The sequence below is a fragment of the Pseudoalteromonas sp. Of7M-16 genome (assembly GCF_022347805.1).
GTDB lineage: Bacteria > Pseudomonadota > Gammaproteobacteria > Enterobacterales > Alteromonadaceae > Pseudoalteromonas > Pseudoalteromonas luteoviolacea_F.
Window position 1 is genome coordinate 39,236 of sequence record NZ_JAKRFY010000036.1, and the last position, 15,594, is coordinate 54,829.

26 protein-coding genes are annotated in these 15,594 nt (G+C 44.3%); 22 read left to right on the plus strand and 4 right to left on the minus strand.

The window, feature by feature from the left end; all coding sequences use genetic code 11:
- The first annotated feature begins 99 nt into the window (after positions 1-99).
- From MHN81_RS25580 to MHN81_RS25665, 18 genes are all read left to right on the plus strand, one after another.
- Positions 100-606, plus strand: coding sequence for a hypothetical protein (locus MHN81_RS25580; protein WP_239427114.1), 507 nt, complete (start codon positions 100-102; stop codon positions 604-606).
- The gene (locus tag MHN81_RS25585; protein ID WP_239427115.1) at positions 599-736 is read left to right on the plus strand and encodes a hypothetical protein; all 138 of its coding nucleotides are present in this window, start codon (positions 599-601) and stop codon (positions 734-736) included. Before MHN81_RS25580 ends, MHN81_RS25585 begins: the two co-directional genes overlap by 8 nt.
- Positions 733-957, plus strand: coding sequence for a hypothetical protein (locus MHN81_RS25590; protein ID WP_239427116.1), 225 nt, complete (start codon positions 733-735; stop codon positions 955-957). The genes MHN81_RS25585 and MHN81_RS25590 overlap by 4 nt, the downstream gene beginning before the upstream one ends.
- Before the next feature lie 2 nt (positions 958-959).
- Positions 960-1,484 (plus strand): phage protein Gp27 family protein, encoded by a 525-nt coding sequence (locus tag MHN81_RS25595; protein WP_239427117.1) that lies wholly within the window; start codon positions 960-962, stop codon positions 1,482-1,484.
- Positions 1,484-3,091 (plus strand): phage terminase large subunit, encoded by a 1,608-nt coding sequence (gene terL / locus MHN81_RS25600; RefSeq protein WP_239427118.1) that lies wholly within the window; start codon positions 1,484-1,486, stop codon positions 3,089-3,091. The genes MHN81_RS25595 and terL overlap by 1 nt, the downstream gene beginning before the upstream one ends.
- Positions 3,091-3,288, plus strand: a complete 198-nt coding sequence (locus tag MHN81_RS25605; protein ID WP_239427119.1) for a hypothetical protein — start codon at positions 3,091-3,093, stop codon at positions 3,286-3,288. Before terL ends, MHN81_RS25605 begins: the two co-directional genes overlap by 1 nt.
- Positions 3,278-3,910 (plus strand): phage baseplate assembly protein V, encoded by a 633-nt coding sequence (locus MHN81_RS25610; RefSeq protein WP_239427120.1) that lies wholly within the window; start codon positions 3,278-3,280, stop codon positions 3,908-3,910. Before MHN81_RS25605 ends, MHN81_RS25610 begins: the two co-directional genes overlap by 11 nt.
- A gap of 101 nt (positions 3,911-4,011) precedes the next feature.
- The gene (locus MHN81_RS25615; protein WP_239427121.1) at positions 4,012-4,347 is read left to right on the plus strand and encodes a GPW/gp25 family protein; all 336 of its coding nucleotides are present in this window, start codon (positions 4,012-4,014) and stop codon (positions 4,345-4,347) included.
- A gap of 74 nt (positions 4,348-4,421) precedes the next feature.
- On the plus strand, positions 4,422-5,603 hold the full coding sequence (locus tag MHN81_RS25620; protein WP_239427122.1) for a hypothetical protein: 1,182 nt from the start codon (positions 4,422-4,424) through the stop codon (positions 5,601-5,603).
- A gap of 1 nt (position 5,604) precedes the next feature.
- A complete protein-coding gene (locus tag MHN81_RS25625) occupies positions 5,605-6,087 on the plus strand; it encodes a phage major tail tube protein (RefSeq protein ID WP_239427123.1) in 483 nt (160 codons plus the stop codon).
- Positions 6,087-6,983, plus strand: a complete 897-nt coding sequence (locus MHN81_RS25630; protein WP_239427124.1) for a hypothetical protein — start codon at positions 6,087-6,089, stop codon at positions 6,981-6,983. Before MHN81_RS25625 ends, MHN81_RS25630 begins: the two co-directional genes overlap by 1 nt.
- Positions 6,984-6,993: 10 nt before the next feature.
- Positions 6,994-7,332 carry a hypothetical protein gene (locus MHN81_RS25635; protein ID WP_239427125.1) on the plus strand — a complete coding sequence of 113 codons (339 nt, stop codon included), beginning with the start codon at positions 6,994-6,996 and terminating at the stop codon, positions 7,330-7,332.
- 23 nt (positions 7,333-7,355) lie between these two features.
- Positions 7,356-7,613, plus strand: coding sequence for a hypothetical protein (locus MHN81_RS25640; RefSeq protein WP_239427126.1), 258 nt, complete (start codon positions 7,356-7,358; stop codon positions 7,611-7,613).
- Positions 7,614-7,619: 6 nt separating this feature from the next.
- The gene (locus MHN81_RS25645) at positions 7,620-8,639 is read left to right on the plus strand and encodes a major capsid protein (RefSeq protein WP_239427127.1); all 1,020 of its coding nucleotides are present in this window, start codon (positions 7,620-7,622) and stop codon (positions 8,637-8,639) included.
- Positions 8,636-9,058, plus strand: coding sequence for a hypothetical protein (locus MHN81_RS25650; RefSeq protein WP_239427128.1), 423 nt, complete (start codon positions 8,636-8,638; stop codon positions 9,056-9,058). The genes MHN81_RS25645 and MHN81_RS25650 overlap by 4 nt, the downstream gene beginning before the upstream one ends.
- Positions 9,009-10,106, plus strand: coding sequence for a DUF935 family protein (locus MHN81_RS25655; RefSeq protein WP_239427129.1), 1,098 nt, complete (start codon positions 9,009-9,011; stop codon positions 10,104-10,106). The genes MHN81_RS25650 and MHN81_RS25655 overlap by 50 nt, the downstream gene beginning before the upstream one ends.
- 4 nt (positions 10,107-10,110) lie before the next feature.
- Positions 10,111-11,415 (plus strand): phage minor head protein, encoded by a 1,305-nt coding sequence (locus MHN81_RS25660; protein ID WP_239427130.1) that lies wholly within the window; start codon positions 10,111-10,113, stop codon positions 11,413-11,415.
- Positions 11,381-11,647: a hypothetical protein gene (locus tag MHN81_RS25665; protein WP_239427131.1), complete on the plus strand. Its 267-nt coding sequence runs from the start codon at positions 11,381-11,383 to the stop codon at positions 11,645-11,647. Before MHN81_RS25660 ends, MHN81_RS25665 begins: the two co-directional genes overlap by 35 nt.
- Positions 11,648-11,653: 6 nt before the next feature.
- Here MHN81_RS25665 and MHN81_RS25670 read toward each other — a convergent pair whose 3' ends face one another.
- Positions 11,654-11,833 (minus strand): hypothetical protein, encoded by a 180-nt coding sequence (locus MHN81_RS25670; protein ID WP_239427132.1) that lies wholly within the window; start codon positions 11,831-11,833, stop codon positions 11,654-11,656.
- Positions 11,834-11,992: 159 nt separating this feature from the next.
- On the opposite strand from MHN81_RS25670, the gene MHN81_RS25675 reads away from it, so the two are divergent.
- From MHN81_RS25675 to MHN81_RS25690, 4 genes are all read left to right on the plus strand, one after another.
- On the plus strand, positions 11,993-12,268 hold the full coding sequence (locus MHN81_RS25675; protein WP_239427133.1) for a helix-turn-helix transcriptional regulator: 276 nt from the start codon (positions 11,993-11,995) through the stop codon (positions 12,266-12,268).
- A gap of 35 nt (positions 12,269-12,303) precedes the next feature.
- Positions 12,304-12,444 (plus strand): hypothetical protein, encoded by a 141-nt coding sequence (locus MHN81_RS25680; protein WP_239427134.1) that lies wholly within the window; start codon positions 12,304-12,306, stop codon positions 12,442-12,444.
- Positions 12,445-12,511: 67 nt separating this feature from the next.
- Positions 12,512-13,048 carry a hypothetical protein gene (locus tag MHN81_RS25685; protein WP_239427135.1) on the plus strand — a complete coding sequence of 179 codons (537 nt, stop codon included), beginning with the start codon at positions 12,512-12,514 and terminating at the stop codon, positions 13,046-13,048.
- A 391-nt stretch (positions 13,049-13,439) separates the two neighbouring features.
- Positions 13,440-13,613 carry a hypothetical protein gene (locus MHN81_RS25690; protein ID WP_239427136.1) on the plus strand — a complete coding sequence of 58 codons (174 nt, stop codon included), beginning with the start codon at positions 13,440-13,442 and terminating at the stop codon, positions 13,611-13,613.
- A gap of 11 nt (positions 13,614-13,624) precedes the next feature.
- On the opposite strand, the gene MHN81_RS25695 is transcribed toward MHN81_RS25690, so the two are convergent.
- From MHN81_RS25695 to MHN81_RS25705, 3 genes are all read right to left on the minus strand, one after another.
- Positions 13,625-14,263 (minus strand): ion channel, encoded by a 639-nt coding sequence (locus MHN81_RS25695; protein ID WP_239427137.1) that lies wholly within the window; start codon positions 14,261-14,263, stop codon positions 13,625-13,627.
- Between the two features lie 25 nt (positions 14,264-14,288).
- The gene (locus MHN81_RS25700; protein WP_239427138.1) at positions 14,289-14,876 is read right to left on the minus strand and encodes a recombinase family protein; all 588 of its coding nucleotides are present in this window, start codon (positions 14,874-14,876) and stop codon (positions 14,289-14,291) included.
- 150 nt (positions 14,877-15,026) lie between these two features.
- Positions 15,027-15,594: hypothetical protein (locus tag MHN81_RS25705; protein WP_239427139.1), on the minus strand; the 568-nt coding region annotated here is incomplete at its 5' end.

A 15,594-nucleotide genomic window follows, 5' to 3' on the forward strand; every position in this document is an offset into this window, starting at 1 on the left:
ACAGGTTGTGCTGCGGCGCGTTGCTGTACAGCAACGTGATCAATTTGCGCCAGTTACACTGAGCACAATTGAAAAAGTGGAAAACAAAAGGACATAAACATGAAAATTCAACAGCTATTACTCAGACATGAAGGTTACCGTTCAACACCGTATAACTGTCCAAAATCCAAGCTCACTATTGGCATAGGTCGCAACCTAGATGACAACGGGCTGTCTGCCGATGAGTGTGCGTATTTGGATAAAAACGGCGTTGACTATAGCGACATCGCAAAGATGGAAATCACCGAAGACATTGCAATTTATCTGCTGCAACGTGATTTAGAGTACGTCGAGCGCCGGTTGCCTAAGCTATTCACCAACTGGGCGGAATTGAGTGATGTGCGCCAAGATGTGCTGCGAGATATGGCATTTAACTTAGGCATACAAGGACTCAGTTGGTTTGCACGTATGCGTAAGGCAGTAGAGACCAGTGAATGGGTGGATGCCACATTTGAAATGCTCAATTCTAAGTGGTCTCGCGATGTTGGGAATTGCCCAGGAGAGCGCGCCTATACCCTGGCAAAAATGATGATAGAAGACAAATATCCGGGGTGGCTCCATGACTGAGTTTGAAAAAGCAACGGCGGAGCAAATGCGCATCGCGCAAGGTAGACCCGTGCCTACAGCTCAGGTTCAAGCCAAAGTAAAACAGTGGAATGCGCAACGTAAAGCGCTTGGATTAAAGGAGTGGGTATGACATTCAATAATGTAAATTTATCAGAAACCATCAAAATGTGTTTAAACGGCGGCGCTATCATTGCCGTAATTTACCTAAGCGGTCAAATTAAAGGGCTAACGGAAGTGTTGAAACAAACACAAGTTCAAGTGGCAACGAAAGTAGAACAAAGTGCCCATGACGAATTAAAAAGTCGCGTGGACAAGATTGTCAACGACCTGTATGCCCCCAAAGGAGGTTAACAATGCCACCACGGCCTAAGCTCGAAATGTTGGGAATATTAGAGCGTGTGATCAAAATGTATGCCGAAGACAAAATGGAAATTCGTGCCATCGAAACCATTTTGAAAGCCGAAGGGTATGACGTTAGTAAAAGTGCGATCCAACGTTCCTTAAAATCTTATGAGGAAGTCGCAGCGCAGCATCGGCAAGTACTCGATGAGGCAAAGTTGCTCATGGATACCGTTAAGAATACACCCAATACAGATATCTTTGAGTCAGTACACTCCATTATGGCGGGTAAAATGCTTGGGTTTGCAAAATCGTTGGATGAATTGGATTTTTCAAATCCTGAAAAGTTTATTGCGTCCCTGGCAGATTTATCCCGCGCTCAAGTTAACATCGGCCGTTTACGCATGGAGTATGAAAAAGGCTTTGCGGCCGCGAAAAAGCAATTTTTGAGAGAGTTGGCTGAAGAGCTTAAAACTGAACCCGATTTACTCAAGAAGCTACGCGATATAGTTAAACGGATAAATGCTGAGAGTAAGTGATGTTAGAAGAGCTACTTGCAGAGGCAGACGGAGACTATGATGAAGATGCCGATATTCGGCGCAAAGTTCGCTTAAGGAAAGCAAAGTCGGATTTTGCGTACTTTTGTAAAACCTATTTGCCACATGCTTTCCCGATAGACTTTGCAGAGTATCAAAAAGCGTTGATTGATGTGGTATCAACGCGCGCACTGAGCGCTGAGAATGAACGATTATTCAAATCGCTCATAGCAAAAGCAGATCATGATTTTATCAAGATGCCACGCGATGGGGATGAGTTGGAAGCGGTACTTGATATTGAGCCCCGGGACCACGGTAAAACGACGCGCAATACACAGGCTTTGCCCTTGTGGCTTGCACTCAATTTCTCGGGCGTGTTCCCTGTCATTTGTGCCGCGTCAAAAGATTCTGCTACAGACATGCTCGATGCAGTCAAAAGCGCATTAGAAGATAACGACGCCATCATTGAAGACTATGGCATACAAAAAATCAAAGGGAATACCTGGTCCAAGAAAAAAATCCAGTTGCCCAATGGCTCGGCCATTGCCGCTGTGGGTGCAGGCCAGCCACTGCGCGGGATAAAAAACAAATTCCAACGTCCTACCTATGTTATTTGTGATGACCTATTAAAAGATGAAGAAGTTGAAAGCAAAGCGCAACGAGACAAAATTTATAAGTGGTTTAAGCGGGTCATTTTAAATCTAGGTAAAGGCGCATTAACTATTATCGCCAACACCATCATGCACCCTGACGACCTGCCATCGAGACTGTTAAACGAGATAGCTGACGGGCAATTGGAGAACTGGTTAGGGCTGCGGTTCGCTGCTGTGCAACCAAATAAACAGGGGGACGCGCTCAAACACAAAGACATTGACGAGCATATCAAACCCTTGTGGCCTGCTCGCTGGTCAATCAGAGATATTCTGGATAAAGCGAGGCAACTCGGAGTATCAATTTTTAGCACAGAATGGCTCAATCAACCGCTGAGCGATGAAGAACGCAAATTCAAAGAAGAATGGATCGAGTATTACACGCAACTGCCCATTGAAGTTCTGCGGCGGCTAAAAATCATGATGGGCGTTGATCCAGCCACAGGTACCAAAAATGGCGATTACAGTGCCATTGTCGTTGTGGGGTATGACGCAGAATCTGGCGTGTACTATGTGCTATATGCCTGGGGAGCACGGCAATCAGACCTCCAGCTGGCATATAAAATTATCGAAGTGTTTAAAGTGTGGGGTCCAAAACAGGTTTGGTTTGAAGAGGTGGTGTTCCAAAAAATCTATAAAAAGATGGTGGCACGTGAAGCGGCCAAGCTGGGAGTGAGACTCCCATTAAAAGGGTTCAAAGGCGGCAACAAAGATTTACGTATTCAGTCACTGGCTCCGTATGTCGAAAATGGTGTTTTGCAGTTTAAAGAGTCCCAAGAACTGCTCATTCAACAACTCTTAAACTACCCCAAAGACCATGACGATTTACCGGACGCGCTTGAGATGTGTGTTTCAAAGTTGGAAAACAGTGGCGGCTTTGTAGGTGGCGTGACAGTTGGTCAAGTGGCAGCACGCTCAATTGTAGAAAAAATCAATGCTTTCACCGGAGGATATAGATAATGACTAAAGCAAAATGTAAAAACATTAAAAATGGGATCGTCGCGGATTTTGGCGAAGGAGAAACCTACTATTGCAACATAGATGAACTATTGACGGAGCTGTGCGATCAAGCGCGCACCGCCTACCTTGAAAATAAAAATGCCATTAGCGGGTTTCACCTAACTCTCAAATCGGAAGGCATTCCCAGTGCTGAATGACGTTAAAAAGCTGATCAAGCGCGTTGTTGATGTGCAGTCACGTCTCGAGCGATTGCTCGCCTGTGGTGAAGTGTCGGACGTTGACCCGTACACACATTGCGTCAAATTGGTTTTGCCAGGGCACGATAATATTCAAACTGGCTGGCTCCCTGTGTTGACGCGTCGAGCGATGGGCGTGCAAATATATGCACTGCCTAAAATTGGAGAACAATGTTGGGCGCTCTTTTTGCCACTTAGTGGCATGGAAAAAGGGCTAGTGCTGGGTGCAACATTCAATCGCCAAGATACACCGCCCACGAGTAATGCGGCGCAGACATGGATCCAATTTGAAGATGGCACACGTTTTTACTATGACCAAGTGCAGCATCATTGTGAGCTTAACATGCCAGCGGGCACCCTAGTTGTCACCGCACCTGAGACCACCATCAATAGCAATGTAACCATTAACGGGGATACACAAATCAATGGCAATACCAACATGGACGGGACACTAGACACAACGGGTAATATTCACAGCGATGCAGAAGTCTCTGACGCCACACGGGCCATGTCAGAGGACAGAGATATTTACAATGAACACGATCACAACAAAAAAGTGCCGCCACCGTCAAATCGACAATAATCCCTGAAACGCAATTTAAGGCGCTGAAAGGTATTATAAGTGCAGTTGGGTGACCTGTTTGATGTGCATCAAAAATAGAGGGCATAGAGGAGCAATGAACCATGTTTGCAATGAGTTTTTCAGGGCAGTCACGAATCGACAACGTGATTGACGACATTAATCAAAGTTTAGATGTGATTTTGACCACGTCAAAAGGGACACGAATTGCTGACCATGAATTCGGGTGCAATGTATGGCAGCGATTGGACCAACCTATTACGGCTTTGCCTTTTCTCATCGCCGATATCACAAACGCAATCAATCGCTATGAGAAGCGGATAACGCTAAACCAAGTTGCACCAGACATTAACCAAGCGGTAAATGGGCAAATACATATAACGCTGCACTATACGTATAACAATCAGCGGTTTGAGCATGTAACCCGCGTAACTCAATAACCCGCTTGCTGTACAGCAACGTGGCAATTTAAAACTCCCTACACTGTCTCTCAGTTACCTAACTGGAGAGAACTATGTCTTTTAAAAAAGGGGTAGAGATAATTGAAACTGTCTCGGGCCCCATTCCTATCAATGAAATGGCAAGCGCCATCATTGCCGTAGTCGGCACAGCGGATGCAGGCGATTTAGGCACGCTTAACATTGTCAGAACGGCCAAAGAAGCGGCTGCACTTTATGGCAAAAACGGCACGCTCGGTGAAGCATTTGATGCGATTTATGACCATGTAAAAACACTCACGGTTGTTTCTATTCGCGTTGCGACCGATGGCACGGAATCAACGCAAATTGCAAACATCGTAGCGGGATTAAAGCTGATTGAAGATGCCTATGGCCAGTTTGGCTTATTTCCTAAAATCATCATTGCGCCAGGTTTCAGCCACAAAACGGGCGTTGGCGCTGAGATGGTGTCTATTGGCAATAAAATTGGTGCGGTATCCATCATTGATGCCCCAGAAACGGCCACACCTGAGCAAGCGGTCGCGTTCAAAGGCGCGTTCAGTGACTATCGAGCTATTGTCACATACCCACGTGTTAAAACGCTAAACCATGATGGTCAAGTGGTTGCGACCTGGTTATCCGCGCGATATGCCGCGTTAATGTCTCAAGTTGATAAGAACCAAACTGGTGACAACGACCCAACAGGCTACTGGTGTAGTGCATCAAACCGTGTTTTACAGGGGGTGGTCGGTCTTGAGCGAAGCATTCAATTTAACCCCAAGGACGATGACAATGAGCTCAACTATCTAGCAGGCCAAGGGATCGTGTCTGTGCTCAATGGGGGTTCAGGATTTAAAGCCTGGGGGAATCGTTCCACGGCATTTCCAGCAAGTTCAGACTCACTCACATTCATTCCATGGCGGCGCACGATGGATATCATCGAAGATTCTATCCAATTCTTTACGCGTCAATTCCTAGATAAGCCCATGTTCACAAGACCGAATGACATTGCCACGTCATTGATTGGGCAAATTGAATTGAGTGTAAACGACTTTTTGCGCTCGAAAGTCGGCACAGCGCTGGTATATGGCAAGTGTGAGCTGCGTATCGAAGACAACCCGCTCACTAACCTGGCAAACGGCAAAGTGAAATATCACTTACAGGCCACGCCGCCTGTGCCGATAGAGCATGTCACATATGAGGCTGAGGTCTATGTACCGGGGCTTGAAATTGCACTTAATCAACTGATAGGAGGTTAATATGGCAGCAATAGCATGGCGACGTAATCGCGTACTTATTGGCTTTTCTGATTATGTCGGACGCGTTGAATCTGGCGAATTAGAAATGAAGCGGGAAATGGCAGAGCTCAAAGGCTTGGGTATGCCGGGCACGGCCAAAGTGCCCAACGGTAAATTTGAAGCGCTGGTCGCGAAAATCAAATTTAACAATATTTCACCTAGCGATTGGCGGAGAATCATCAACAATGATGGTTATATCAATGTCACGTTTGCAGGTGAATGTCGTTCGCTCGACTCGACCAGCGGCTTATCGTTTGATAATGCGGCCACCACAATATTGCGGGGGTGGTGTGAGACCATCCCAGGGCAAGGTCCAAACGATGAAGGTAAATCCGAATTCGAGCTGACTATCAATGTGCAATTCATTGAAATGAGAGATGTGTCAGGAACGATACTGCTCATTGACTTGGCAAGCGGCGTTGTTGAGCCTAAGGAGTTGGCGTAATGCGCGTTCGCAAACTTAGATTAGTAAAGCCAGGCGTGCAAGCTAACGGCCAAATAGTCACCAAACAACACCTGGAGCAGGTGGTTAAAAACTACAAGGCCGATGCGCGTCCCCCCATCACTTTTGGGCACCCGGAAAAAGGCGCAGACAGAACCCCCGCCTTTGGTCGCGCTTGTAAACCAGAGCTTGATGGCGATGGTGCATTGGTGCTCAACCTCAACTACACCCCTGAACTCGAAGCGCGTGAGGACAAAGGCGAGTTTGAAGGGTTCAGTGGCGGTATTCATCCGCACCCACAAACAGGCGAATTCTATTTACATCACGTGGCGGCATGCGGCCAATTACCACCTGCCGCAGACACCAAAACCTTAGAAGTCGTCGAGCTCAGCGCGACAGGTGACGACATCATTTACCTATCATCCGAAATTATTAAAGAGGACACAAACATGGAACCAGAAGAGCTGAAAAAATTGCTCGTAGAAGCGTTGGAACCTGTTGTTGCGCGTATTGAAGCGCTAGAAAACAAGGGCAAAAAAGCGGGCGACAAGGACGATAAAAACAGCCCCGTTGATACCGAACAGCCACAAAGTAAAGAACTGAGTGCGTTGCTTGAGACCGTTAAAGCAGACCGAATTAAGTCAATCCAAGCCGCCGCAAAAAACAAAGGGTTAAGTGATGAGCAGATTAAACCAATTGTAGAGCGACTTGAAGCTACTGAGGCGGTAGAACTGGCTGATAACAAGCCAAATAGCGCTTATTGCAGCACTCTGACCTTTATCAATGGGTTAAAAGAACCAGAGCCGAACGTAGATGTGCTCAATCCGTTGGAACTCTCCAATCCCGGTGATGGTGAGAAAAAACAGCTAGATACAGCCGATCTGGCAAACAAACTATAGGACGTACTCCATGACCAATTTTAACTCAGGAAAAGTGACAATCACCCAAAAAAACATTGTTGATGCCAGTCATCCGCCCATTATCAACAACCGTAAATTTGAAATGAATAATGGGCTTATTCCGGCTGGCTCATTTGTTGCTGAAAACGGCGGCGACCTCATTGTGTGGGATGGCACAAACGGCACGTTAGAAGGCGTAGCTACAGAAGACATTGACACAGACACCGCTGCAAGTGGCCCCGTTATCGAACACGGGAAAGTCATTGCTGAGCATGCCCTTGTCAGTGGCAATGCACCCACACCAGCACAGGCCAAGAAATTAAAGTTAGCGGGCGTTTGGCTGAGCTAGCCCGCCGCAAAAAGGAGAAAACCATGACGAATCCAACACAGGATCAAAAACACAGAGCAGCGCGTGAGAATCACAGCAATGCGTTTAACACGTTCTTGAGCCGCGTGTCAAATCTCGGCGGTAATGCGCACAACTTGCTGCACAGCGAACACAGAGCTGAACAGTTAAAGCAAGCTCAAGCTGCATTAACAGAGCTTAAAAATGCGGGCAACGCTTTTGATGAGTTGATGAAGCCCAATGGCAAATCAAAACCGTCGCAGCCTCAGGGCGAGAAGGAGTAAATCAGTATGCTGTATATTGCACAAACACTTAAGACTGTACAGGGTTTCCTAACGCCGCAGCATATTGCGTTGCGGATCTCAAAGCAAAAACCCATCAATCAAACAATACGCAACTGGTTATTTGGCAATGCTGTCCAACACCATTTTGCGCATATCGCTATTTCAGAGTTGCAACAGGTTCTTAATAATGTGCCCGTAGTGCGTCGTGGTACATCTGCATACAATATAGGTAGCGATGGGAAGTCAATGGAGCTGATTGAACCGCAAGGGATTGACATTATTGATGGAATAACTGCAAAAGACTTGAACGACATGAGAATGCTTTCTACATCTTCTATTCAGCAAATAGTTGATCAAAAAACAGATAAAATGATGAAAATAGTCAGTAAATCTGCGGAAGCCTTATGCTCCCAAGCTATCACAGGTCAAATAGCCTACCCAATGAAAACGGATGCAGGCATGGATACGTATGAAGTGAACTTTGGCGATCCAAACAAGCATGTTTCAGGCAAAAAGTGGGATAGCGCTGACATAACCGCGACCAAGGTGTATGACGTCTTAATGGAAATGACTGCCCAAATAGAACAAAATGGATTTGGCTCTAAAGTTGAATTTAAGGCAGGTAAAAAAGCATTTTCGGCATTGCTTGCGATTGCTGAGAAATCAACAAGCAAAGCGATTAAAGTTGAGATTAAGGATAATACCATTTATATCGGAGGGATTGGTGTTACTTTGGAAAATGGTACATATCTTGGCGTGAACAAAGCTATCACTAAAAAAGTGCCTGACCATGAGGTTGTTGCTGTAGACGTTGAGGCTGGACACGGTTTCTGGTGGCTTGCTCTTGATGATCTTAAAGCTGGATTAATTGCATTACCATTTTTCCCTAGCCAAAACCTAAATGATAATCCAAGCCAATTGGAAATTATCGGCCGCTCTAAACCTCTTCCTGGCCCTGTTGTTCCAGCAATTTGTTGGGCCTCCGTTGTAGAGGAACCTGCACCGGCACAGGAGCCTGCTGCATGACACTAGATGAGATCAAAATCTTGGTCTCAGTCGAGGCTGTACAAAACAGTCTCGACAGCCAACTTTTTGAAACCCTGACCTATGATTCACCGCAAAAAGTACCAATAGCGATAGATAAAGCGGCGGCGTGGGCCTACTCAAAGCTTATCCAGGGCAAAGCGCAAAACAACACATTCAATAACGATGAGCTGTCATTGCTCACCGAAGCAATGTGCAAGATGACCATTTATGAGCTGTACAGTCTCTGTGAATTTGAAGGCAGCGCAGAGGAAAAGCGCAAAGACGCCTATGTCATTATGAATGCGCTCCTAGGCATGCAAAGCGATGAACAGCCTGTAAAACGAACCGCAAAAATAAGTGTGAGCAAAGATGCAAATCAATCATTCAACCCTTACCACCCCTTTATCGGCGGACGATAACCCCATTATTGGGCACTATCCGCAACCCGGGCAAATCTACGATGTGCCCACCTTTAACAGCTACTGGGGCGCAATTAATACCATGATGCAAGATGACCAAATTATTGCATCATTGGAGCTGAGAAAAAGCCGCGCGCTAGCCAAGCCCACAAAATGGGTGGGTGATGATAATGCCATTGCGCTTATTAAAAGTGTATTGAGTAACCTAACCTTTACGCAGGACCAAATGGACGGTCTGAGCATGTTAGAACTGGGCTTTAACCCGTGTGAAATCCAGTGGGCCAAATCTGGCAGTGAGTTCTATGTCGAGTCTATTGAAAAGCGTTCACCTGAAAAATTTCGTATTGGTCAACGCGGCCAATTGCTATTTAGTGACAAGAATTTTGGGTTTAACCCCGTGCCAGATAAAAAGGTGATGTTATTCACCAGGAACGCGACACGTGAAGCCCCGTATGGCGAAAGCGTACTAAAAGGGTGTTATCCGCATTGGGCTGCCAAGTGGGAAGCAGACGCACAACTTACCCGGCTGGGCCAAAAATATTCTATACCCTCATTTATTGCACGTACCAACACAGATGATGACGGTGAGTTGGCTCGTATAGGAGCCGCACTTGCGAGGATTGAAAATGGCAATGGAATTGCCGTATCAGGGGTTGAAGAAATCATCATTTTAACGGTGACAGGCAAGCTCGAAGAATTGATTAAAGCCATTGATAAAAAAGACAAAGCAATTTCTAAGGTTATTTCTGGTCAAACGCTTGCCCAGGGCGAAAGCCAATATGGGACTCAAGCGCTTGGTAAGGTCCATGAGAACACCCTAGAAGCGTATGCCATTCAAGATTTAAAACTACTACTAAACCGCTTCAATAGAACGCTGTTTCGCTGGATATTGGAATTAAACGGGCTCGGTCACCTCAATGCAAAGCTCTTATTTGATGATGAAGCCTATAAGGAAAGTCAAAAAGCCCAGTCATCAAAGAGTGAGCCTCTGCATCTCAGCAACCCAGGCACCGGCTTTAACGACCCATCATTAAACCTGTATCTATAACACCATGGATGATTTATTACTCGCCGATGCAGTGCTACTGCAACAAATGATAGACCTAGAGGGGCAATATGCCAGACATAGCGCCCGTATCCTACAAGATGAAATCACCGCTAGGTTTACCAAACGCACACCGCTTGGGCAAACACATGCAAAGGGGTTTGCTCAGCTATACGCTTCAGCCATGACTGTAGCTTGGCTATACGGCCAATATCATGTCTATAAGCAAAGTAAGAGCCCAGACCCCATAGAGCTCAGCAATGATATGTATGAAGTGTCCTTTGGTGAAGCTGAGGAACACTTACGTGCCCAAGTGCCTATCAACAAAGATGACTATGCAAAGCTTGAAGCAAGCCTAAAGTTTAGAGCGTTTACCATTGCGAAAATAGGCCAAGAAAGTGTCATTCAAAAAATTAAAGGCATGTACCAGGCACAGTTAAAAGAAGGCCACAGCGCGCCCCACCTTTTACAAAACCTAAATCAATTGTTAGACGCTGCAGGCGTGACTGAGGCTAACCCCGGATGGCTACACACGCACTATCGTAACAACATGATGGCCGCATACAACGCGGGGCGCTGGGCTCAAATAGAGCAAAATGAACACATTGAGTACTTGATATACAACGCCATCCTGGATGGTCATACAACTGAACTATGCAAAAAGCTGCACGGTACGACTAAGCCAAAAAAAGATCGCTTTTGGAACACGTTTCACCCAACAAATCATCATAATTGTCGATCGATTGTGTCCGCAGCGACCAAAGCACAGCTAAAAAGCCGAAAAATCACAGTTAGTAGCACTAAAACGGCGGATATTTACAAAAATCCAACCGCAAAACGTGAACATCAGTTCAAAGCACACCCTGGCGCTGCATTAAAAACCATCCCTAATTCATTGGCGATTAGAGCGATTCAATACGGTCTAGGCGAGGCTATACTAAAATATACCGCGACGAGTAACCGTGGATTTTTTTCAACCCGAATCGCGGACTTATCAAAATCCAAATTAAGCAAAGCCGCAATCAATCATGCGACGAACCGACGTCCAGAACTAAGCGACCATACAGAATTGGCACAAGCGGCAATTTCAGATGCAGACGAAGCGTGGCTGGCGTTTAGCCCACGTAAAAGCGGAGAGTTTGATGCGTCCATTGTGGTAATAAAGTGGCAAGACGAGAAAATGAAAACAGGCATGGCCGTTGGATTCAGAGCATTTGATGGCGGGCCACGCACGTTTTACACTATGACTAACAATAATTACGAAGGATTAAAGCGTCATGGCGCACAGCAAATATACGTCAAAAGTAAGTAAAGAGTCGTTGAGCATGGCGCTGACGCTGTTGTTAGAGCCTGATAATTGGGCTGATGAGTTAGACGGGCTACTAATGCTGGATAAGTTGTTTGAGCGAAACGAGTTAAGCGAGACTCAGTTAAAACGTTTAAGAGCACAACTAAAACATAAAACGCTACTCTATGTTGATCTAGAGGCTCGTCCAGGGGCAAACCACTTTTGGTGGTATCAGCCCTGGGAGCGGAAGCAATAAATATTTTTATAATTCTGATGAAACTTTTACCGCCTCCTTTGACTCGCTTGATTTCTGCATTTCATTAACTAAACCGTCAAGAACTACTCCCAATTCGACAGCTTGTTCCTGGGTTAATCCTGTGCTGCTGTCCATCAGAAATAATGATAGTACCTTTAAATTTGCTCTTATATGATGATTGTGCATTTCAATCTCCTTATTCACCACATACAGCCAATGTACAATGTTGTATATGCAATATTTTGCGTAATATGAAAAAAATTTGAATTTCTATTATGTATTGATATATATTTCACATATTAATAACAAATAAATTGACGATATAGTCGATACGGAAATCAACGAGTGAAGCTACTCACAGCCACGATCTTTAAACAGTTACGTAATTGCAGCGGCAGAACGCAAGGTGAATTAGCGAAGCTGGCTGACGTGAGCTTGCGCACTTATCAAAATTGGGAAAATGGAGATACAACCCCTCCGTTGCACATCTATGTTTTGCTATGTATGAAACTCTCAATAGAGCCAGCTCGTTTGATACCTTCACTGAGCACGTTGAGGCGTGGCGGTGAACAAGCAGGCATTCAAGAAATTGACAAAGTAGAAAATAGAGATTCTGAGTGATATATTCATAACTCCAATAGTTACAGGATGTTGTTATGAAAACTCTGAATAAAAAACAATTAACGACTGTATTTGGTGGCGGTACAATAACACCACCACCGCAGCAAGAAAACGCAAAACAGGACATTTATGAGCTCGCGATTAGAGGGACAATTACACCACCACCAGCCCCTTAGTTATATAAACTTAGCTGTCTTTGCTTTAATCATCGCAACGGGAGTCCATATCTTTCAGGACTCCATTATGTTCCAAACACTGACAATTGGCGCTATAGCGTATATATGCATTACGAAAATTCGTGATATAGATACGTTATCACTTGCCCTTATCTTACTCGCAGCAAGGTTACTTGATTTACCAATGCAAGTACTACCTCAGTATGTTGAAGCACTCTACACAGGATGGGTTATCTATCCCTACAATGCCACATTTAATATAGCCCTGTTAGTAATTTTAACTTTAAGAGTGCCGCTTGTTCATCGTTTAACAGGCCGTACGGATATCACATTTAGACGCCAAGATTTTATGATGATCTTACTGTTACTTTTGGCAACCATCGCAGATGTATTGTTTTTAGGTGAGCACTTTTTAAGGCGTCTCGATGTAATAAACGCAATCTGTACAGAGTGCATATCAAGTGACACTGTTAACTATTATTATGAAAATGCCCGTTGGTTGTACGCGTATCATCCGCAAGTTAAAGCTGCGTTTATGTTCATAGAGCTGTTTGCATTGTATTCAATGACCTTTAAATTTATGCAAGCAGAAAAGAAACAATAAAACTAAACTACTTGAAAAAGCCGACATTTTGTCGGTTTTTTTATGCCCGTTTTCATTGTGGATTTTTCTAAATCCAACTATTGCATTCTATTTTTCCAGTACGCTATGCTGCAAATACGGCGTCGAAACCGTGACCAGAAACAGTACATATTACAATCAGTGAACGCATTGACTACTGCGAACAGCTGCGATACCCTGCTGTGTGTTGGGTGGCGTGAAATAAGGTGTAGCATTGACTACACGCGAATAAACGCGGGCGACTTTCTGGTAGCCTTTCGAACGCCCAACAGCGCTTTTTATTCGAAAAATACCGGAGCACTTATGAAACTTTTCAATTACACTTTATCCATTTTAAAGCTCTACTGTCACCCTATCATTTCGGGAGAGAGTAATGAGTAACAACCCAAACGAATTAGAAGATGCAGAACGTAGAGCGACTAATGTCGCTGCAAGCCTTAACGGAATCTCAAATTTGATTAATGCGCAGCCACTTGATTCAAAAACTCAGGATGAAGTGGCTATTATGTTGATGGTGCTGGGAGAGTATTTGAAGAGAAATGAATAGGCCATCGTGGCCTATTCACTTTCAATTCGAATAACGTTTAAGATCAATCCAATTAGAATAGCCATGTAGGTATATCCTAGTATGGCTTGGCTTGCTGCTATCAATCTAATTTCTTCAATAGGAAGGACATCTCCATACCCTAAAGTTGTCCACGTTACAATCGAAAAATATATGGCTGTTGGAAAGTCTTGAACTGGAGTTTTGTCAACTAACAAGCCAGTGTGATAGTAGAACGCTGCGAATAAGGCTATATTCGACAGTCCAAAAAAGAGTAATGTAAAGAATTCTTTTATAAGGTTAGCCGTATTAACTTTCCCTTTGAGAAAGGTGTAAAACTGAGCTCCAAAAACAACATTGCCCAAGAGTATGCATGTTATAGCTAAGGCTTTTACTGATTGAAATTCTGTCTCCGCGAGTGAGTAAAGAAATTGTAATATCACCATTATTGCCATAACGAATATACTATTACTTTTTAAAGCCACTGCATAAGATATCGTTCCGTTTTTGACATAAAACCATACCTGAATAGCTGAACATATGGTTATGCTAAAGGCTAAAGCAAGATAGTGATCACGCGCAAATATTAAAATGAGCAATGATGGAATAATGGACACAATTGCCACAAAAATAATGTAAACCTTCGAATTCATTTTTTTCCTTAATTAATCCCATGATTTAAAGAGAAATGTATCTGTAGTATGTAGCTCGGCTAATACACAGAGTTTCGCAAATTTGCTCCACAGATAAGGCCTTATTTTCATGCATCTGCTTAGCCATTACAACTGTTGGATCATTCGCACCTATTGGAGGACGGCCACCTAGCTTCCCTCTAGCTCTAGCCGATTTTAATCCAGCATTAGTTCTCTCTTGAATTAATCGCCTTTCAAATTGTGTTAACGCACTAAAAATATTGAATATCAGCTCACCGCTGGCAGTTGTTGTGTCAATAGCACCATCATTAAGTGACTTAAAGAAAACCCCGCGTTCTGTGAGCTCTTGAATAGTATTTACCAAGTGGACCATGGATCTTCCAAGTCTATCAAGCCTCCATACTACCAATGTGTCACCTGGTTGCAGTATTGCAAGGCAAGAGTCTAATCCAGGGCGATTGTCTTTCGCTCCCGATACAACATCTGAATATATATCTGATTCTAAGACACCAAAACTTTTTAAGTCATCAAGTTGCAAAGATAGATCCTGATCCTTTGTGCTGACACGAGCATAGCCGATCTTTTTTCCTTTCTTGGATTCTTGAGTGGGCATAATCTCATTTAGCTCCCTAATTATTGAGATAATAAGACTATGATAGTTGAGATGAGTTTCTAAGACAACTTTTACTAAGATTTGGTACTTCTAAATGTGTTTGGATCAAAGGTCTCATAAAACGCCCGTTTTATGAGATCTTAAAATTAGCTAGTTCAGGTATTCATGGCGGCTATATAGCTCGCGTAGCGCATCATCCAATGCGTGTATCAGCTCTGACTCGCGGTGTTGAAAAACTTTGATCACAGTTCGACGTACATCATTTTCCGTTAAACCATTCGGAGGCTGAGAACCGCTTATATTAATAATTGGGTTCACCTTATATTCTACCGAAACCCCTCTAACATCTTGCTGCTTATCAGGTTTCTTATTTTCTTGTTGCTCTGCTTTATGCCAAACGGCAGGCAACTCTGGCGGTTTTGATGGTGGGTGGAAAATGTCCGGTACCGGATGCTCTGGTTGATTAAATTGAAATTTGAGTATATCAGGGGGACTAAGATCAGGATTGGGAAGCGCCAATGGTTCAGGGGTTGATGCTGATTCACGAAAAGGATCTGTTTTTGAAGTTTCAGGGAGTGGAGAATCGAAAGGATCGTTAATTCTCACAGGCCCAGGCATGTTAAGTACTGTTTCTGGCGGTGTTAAATTCACAGGCGATGGTTGGGATTGCGTTACCTGGAAAGGTTGAACCTCAGGGGCTGTCAGTTGTGGGGCATTA

What these genes read in the sequence shown, in the direction of transcription:
- MHN81_RS25650 (WP_239427128.1), top strand. Translation starts at nt 8,636, where the DNA reads ATGACACTAGATGAGATCAAAATCTTGGTCTCAGTCGAGGCTGTACAA.
- MHN81_RS25615 (WP_239427121.1), top strand. Translation starts at nt 4,012, where the DNA reads ATGTTTGCAATGAGTTTTTCAGGGCAGTCACGAATCGACAACGTGATT.
- MHN81_RS25655 (WP_239427129.1), top strand. Translation starts at nt 9,009, where the DNA reads ATGCAAATCAATCATTCAACCCTTACCACCCCTTTATCGGCGGACGAT.
- MHN81_RS25670 (WP_239427132.1), bottom strand. Translation starts at nt 11,833, where the DNA reads ATGCACAATCATCATATAAGAGCAAATTTAAAGGTACTATCATTATTT.
- MHN81_RS25700 (WP_239427138.1), bottom strand. Translation starts at nt 14,876, where the DNA reads ATGCCCACTCAAGAATCCAAGAAAGGAAAAAAGATCGGCTATGCTCGT.
- MHN81_RS25630 (WP_239427124.1), top strand. Translation starts at nt 6,087, where the DNA reads ATGCGCGTTCGCAAACTTAGATTAGTAAAGCCAGGCGTGCAAGCTAAC.
- MHN81_RS25605 (WP_239427119.1), top strand. Translation starts at nt 3,091, where the DNA reads ATGACTAAAGCAAAATGTAAAAACATTAAAAATGGGATCGTCGCGGAT.
- MHN81_RS25680 (WP_239427134.1), top strand. Translation starts at nt 12,304, where the DNA reads ATGAAAACTCTGAATAAAAAACAATTAACGACTGTATTTGGTGGCGGT.
- MHN81_RS25585 (WP_239427115.1), top strand. Translation starts at nt 599, where the DNA reads ATGACTGAGTTTGAAAAAGCAACGGCGGAGCAAATGCGCATCGCGCAA.
- MHN81_RS25590 (WP_239427116.1), top strand. Translation starts at nt 733, where the DNA reads ATGACATTCAATAATGTAAATTTATCAGAAACCATCAAAATGTGTTTA.
- MHN81_RS25640 (WP_239427126.1), top strand. Translation starts at nt 7,356, where the DNA reads ATGACGAATCCAACACAGGATCAAAAACACAGAGCAGCGCGTGAGAAT.
- MHN81_RS25685 (WP_239427135.1), top strand. Translation starts at nt 12,512, where the DNA reads ATGTTCCAAACACTGACAATTGGCGCTATAGCGTATATATGCATTACG.
- MHN81_RS25645 (WP_239427127.1), top strand. Translation starts at nt 7,620, where the DNA reads ATGCTGTATATTGCACAAACACTTAAGACTGTACAGGGTTTCCTAACG.
- MHN81_RS25635 (WP_239427125.1), top strand. Translation starts at nt 6,994, where the DNA reads ATGACCAATTTTAACTCAGGAAAAGTGACAATCACCCAAAAAAACATT.
- MHN81_RS25625 (WP_239427123.1), top strand. Translation starts at nt 5,605, where the DNA reads ATGGCAGCAATAGCATGGCGACGTAATCGCGTACTTATTGGCTTTTCT.
- MHN81_RS25660 (WP_239427130.1), top strand. Translation starts at nt 10,111, where the DNA reads ATGGATGATTTATTACTCGCCGATGCAGTGCTACTGCAACAAATGATA.
- terL (WP_239427118.1), top strand. Translation starts at nt 1,484, where the DNA reads ATGTTAGAAGAGCTACTTGCAGAGGCAGACGGAGACTATGATGAAGAT.
- MHN81_RS25690 (WP_239427136.1), top strand. Translation starts at nt 13,440, where the DNA reads ATGAGTAACAACCCAAACGAATTAGAAGATGCAGAACGTAGAGCGACT.
- MHN81_RS25620 (WP_239427122.1), top strand. Translation starts at nt 4,422, where the DNA reads ATGTCTTTTAAAAAAGGGGTAGAGATAATTGAAACTGTCTCGGGCCCC.
- MHN81_RS25665 (WP_239427131.1), top strand. Translation starts at nt 11,381, where the DNA reads ATGGCGCACAGCAAATATACGTCAAAAGTAAGTAAAGAGTCGTTGAGC.
- MHN81_RS25580 (WP_239427114.1), top strand. Translation starts at nt 100, where the DNA reads ATGAAAATTCAACAGCTATTACTCAGACATGAAGGTTACCGTTCAACA.
- MHN81_RS25695 (WP_239427137.1), bottom strand. Translation starts at nt 14,263, where the DNA reads ATGAATTCGAAGGTTTACATTATTTTTGTGGCAATTGTGTCCATTATT.
- MHN81_RS25595 (WP_239427117.1), top strand. Translation starts at nt 960, where the DNA reads ATGCCACCACGGCCTAAGCTCGAAATGTTGGGAATATTAGAGCGTGTG.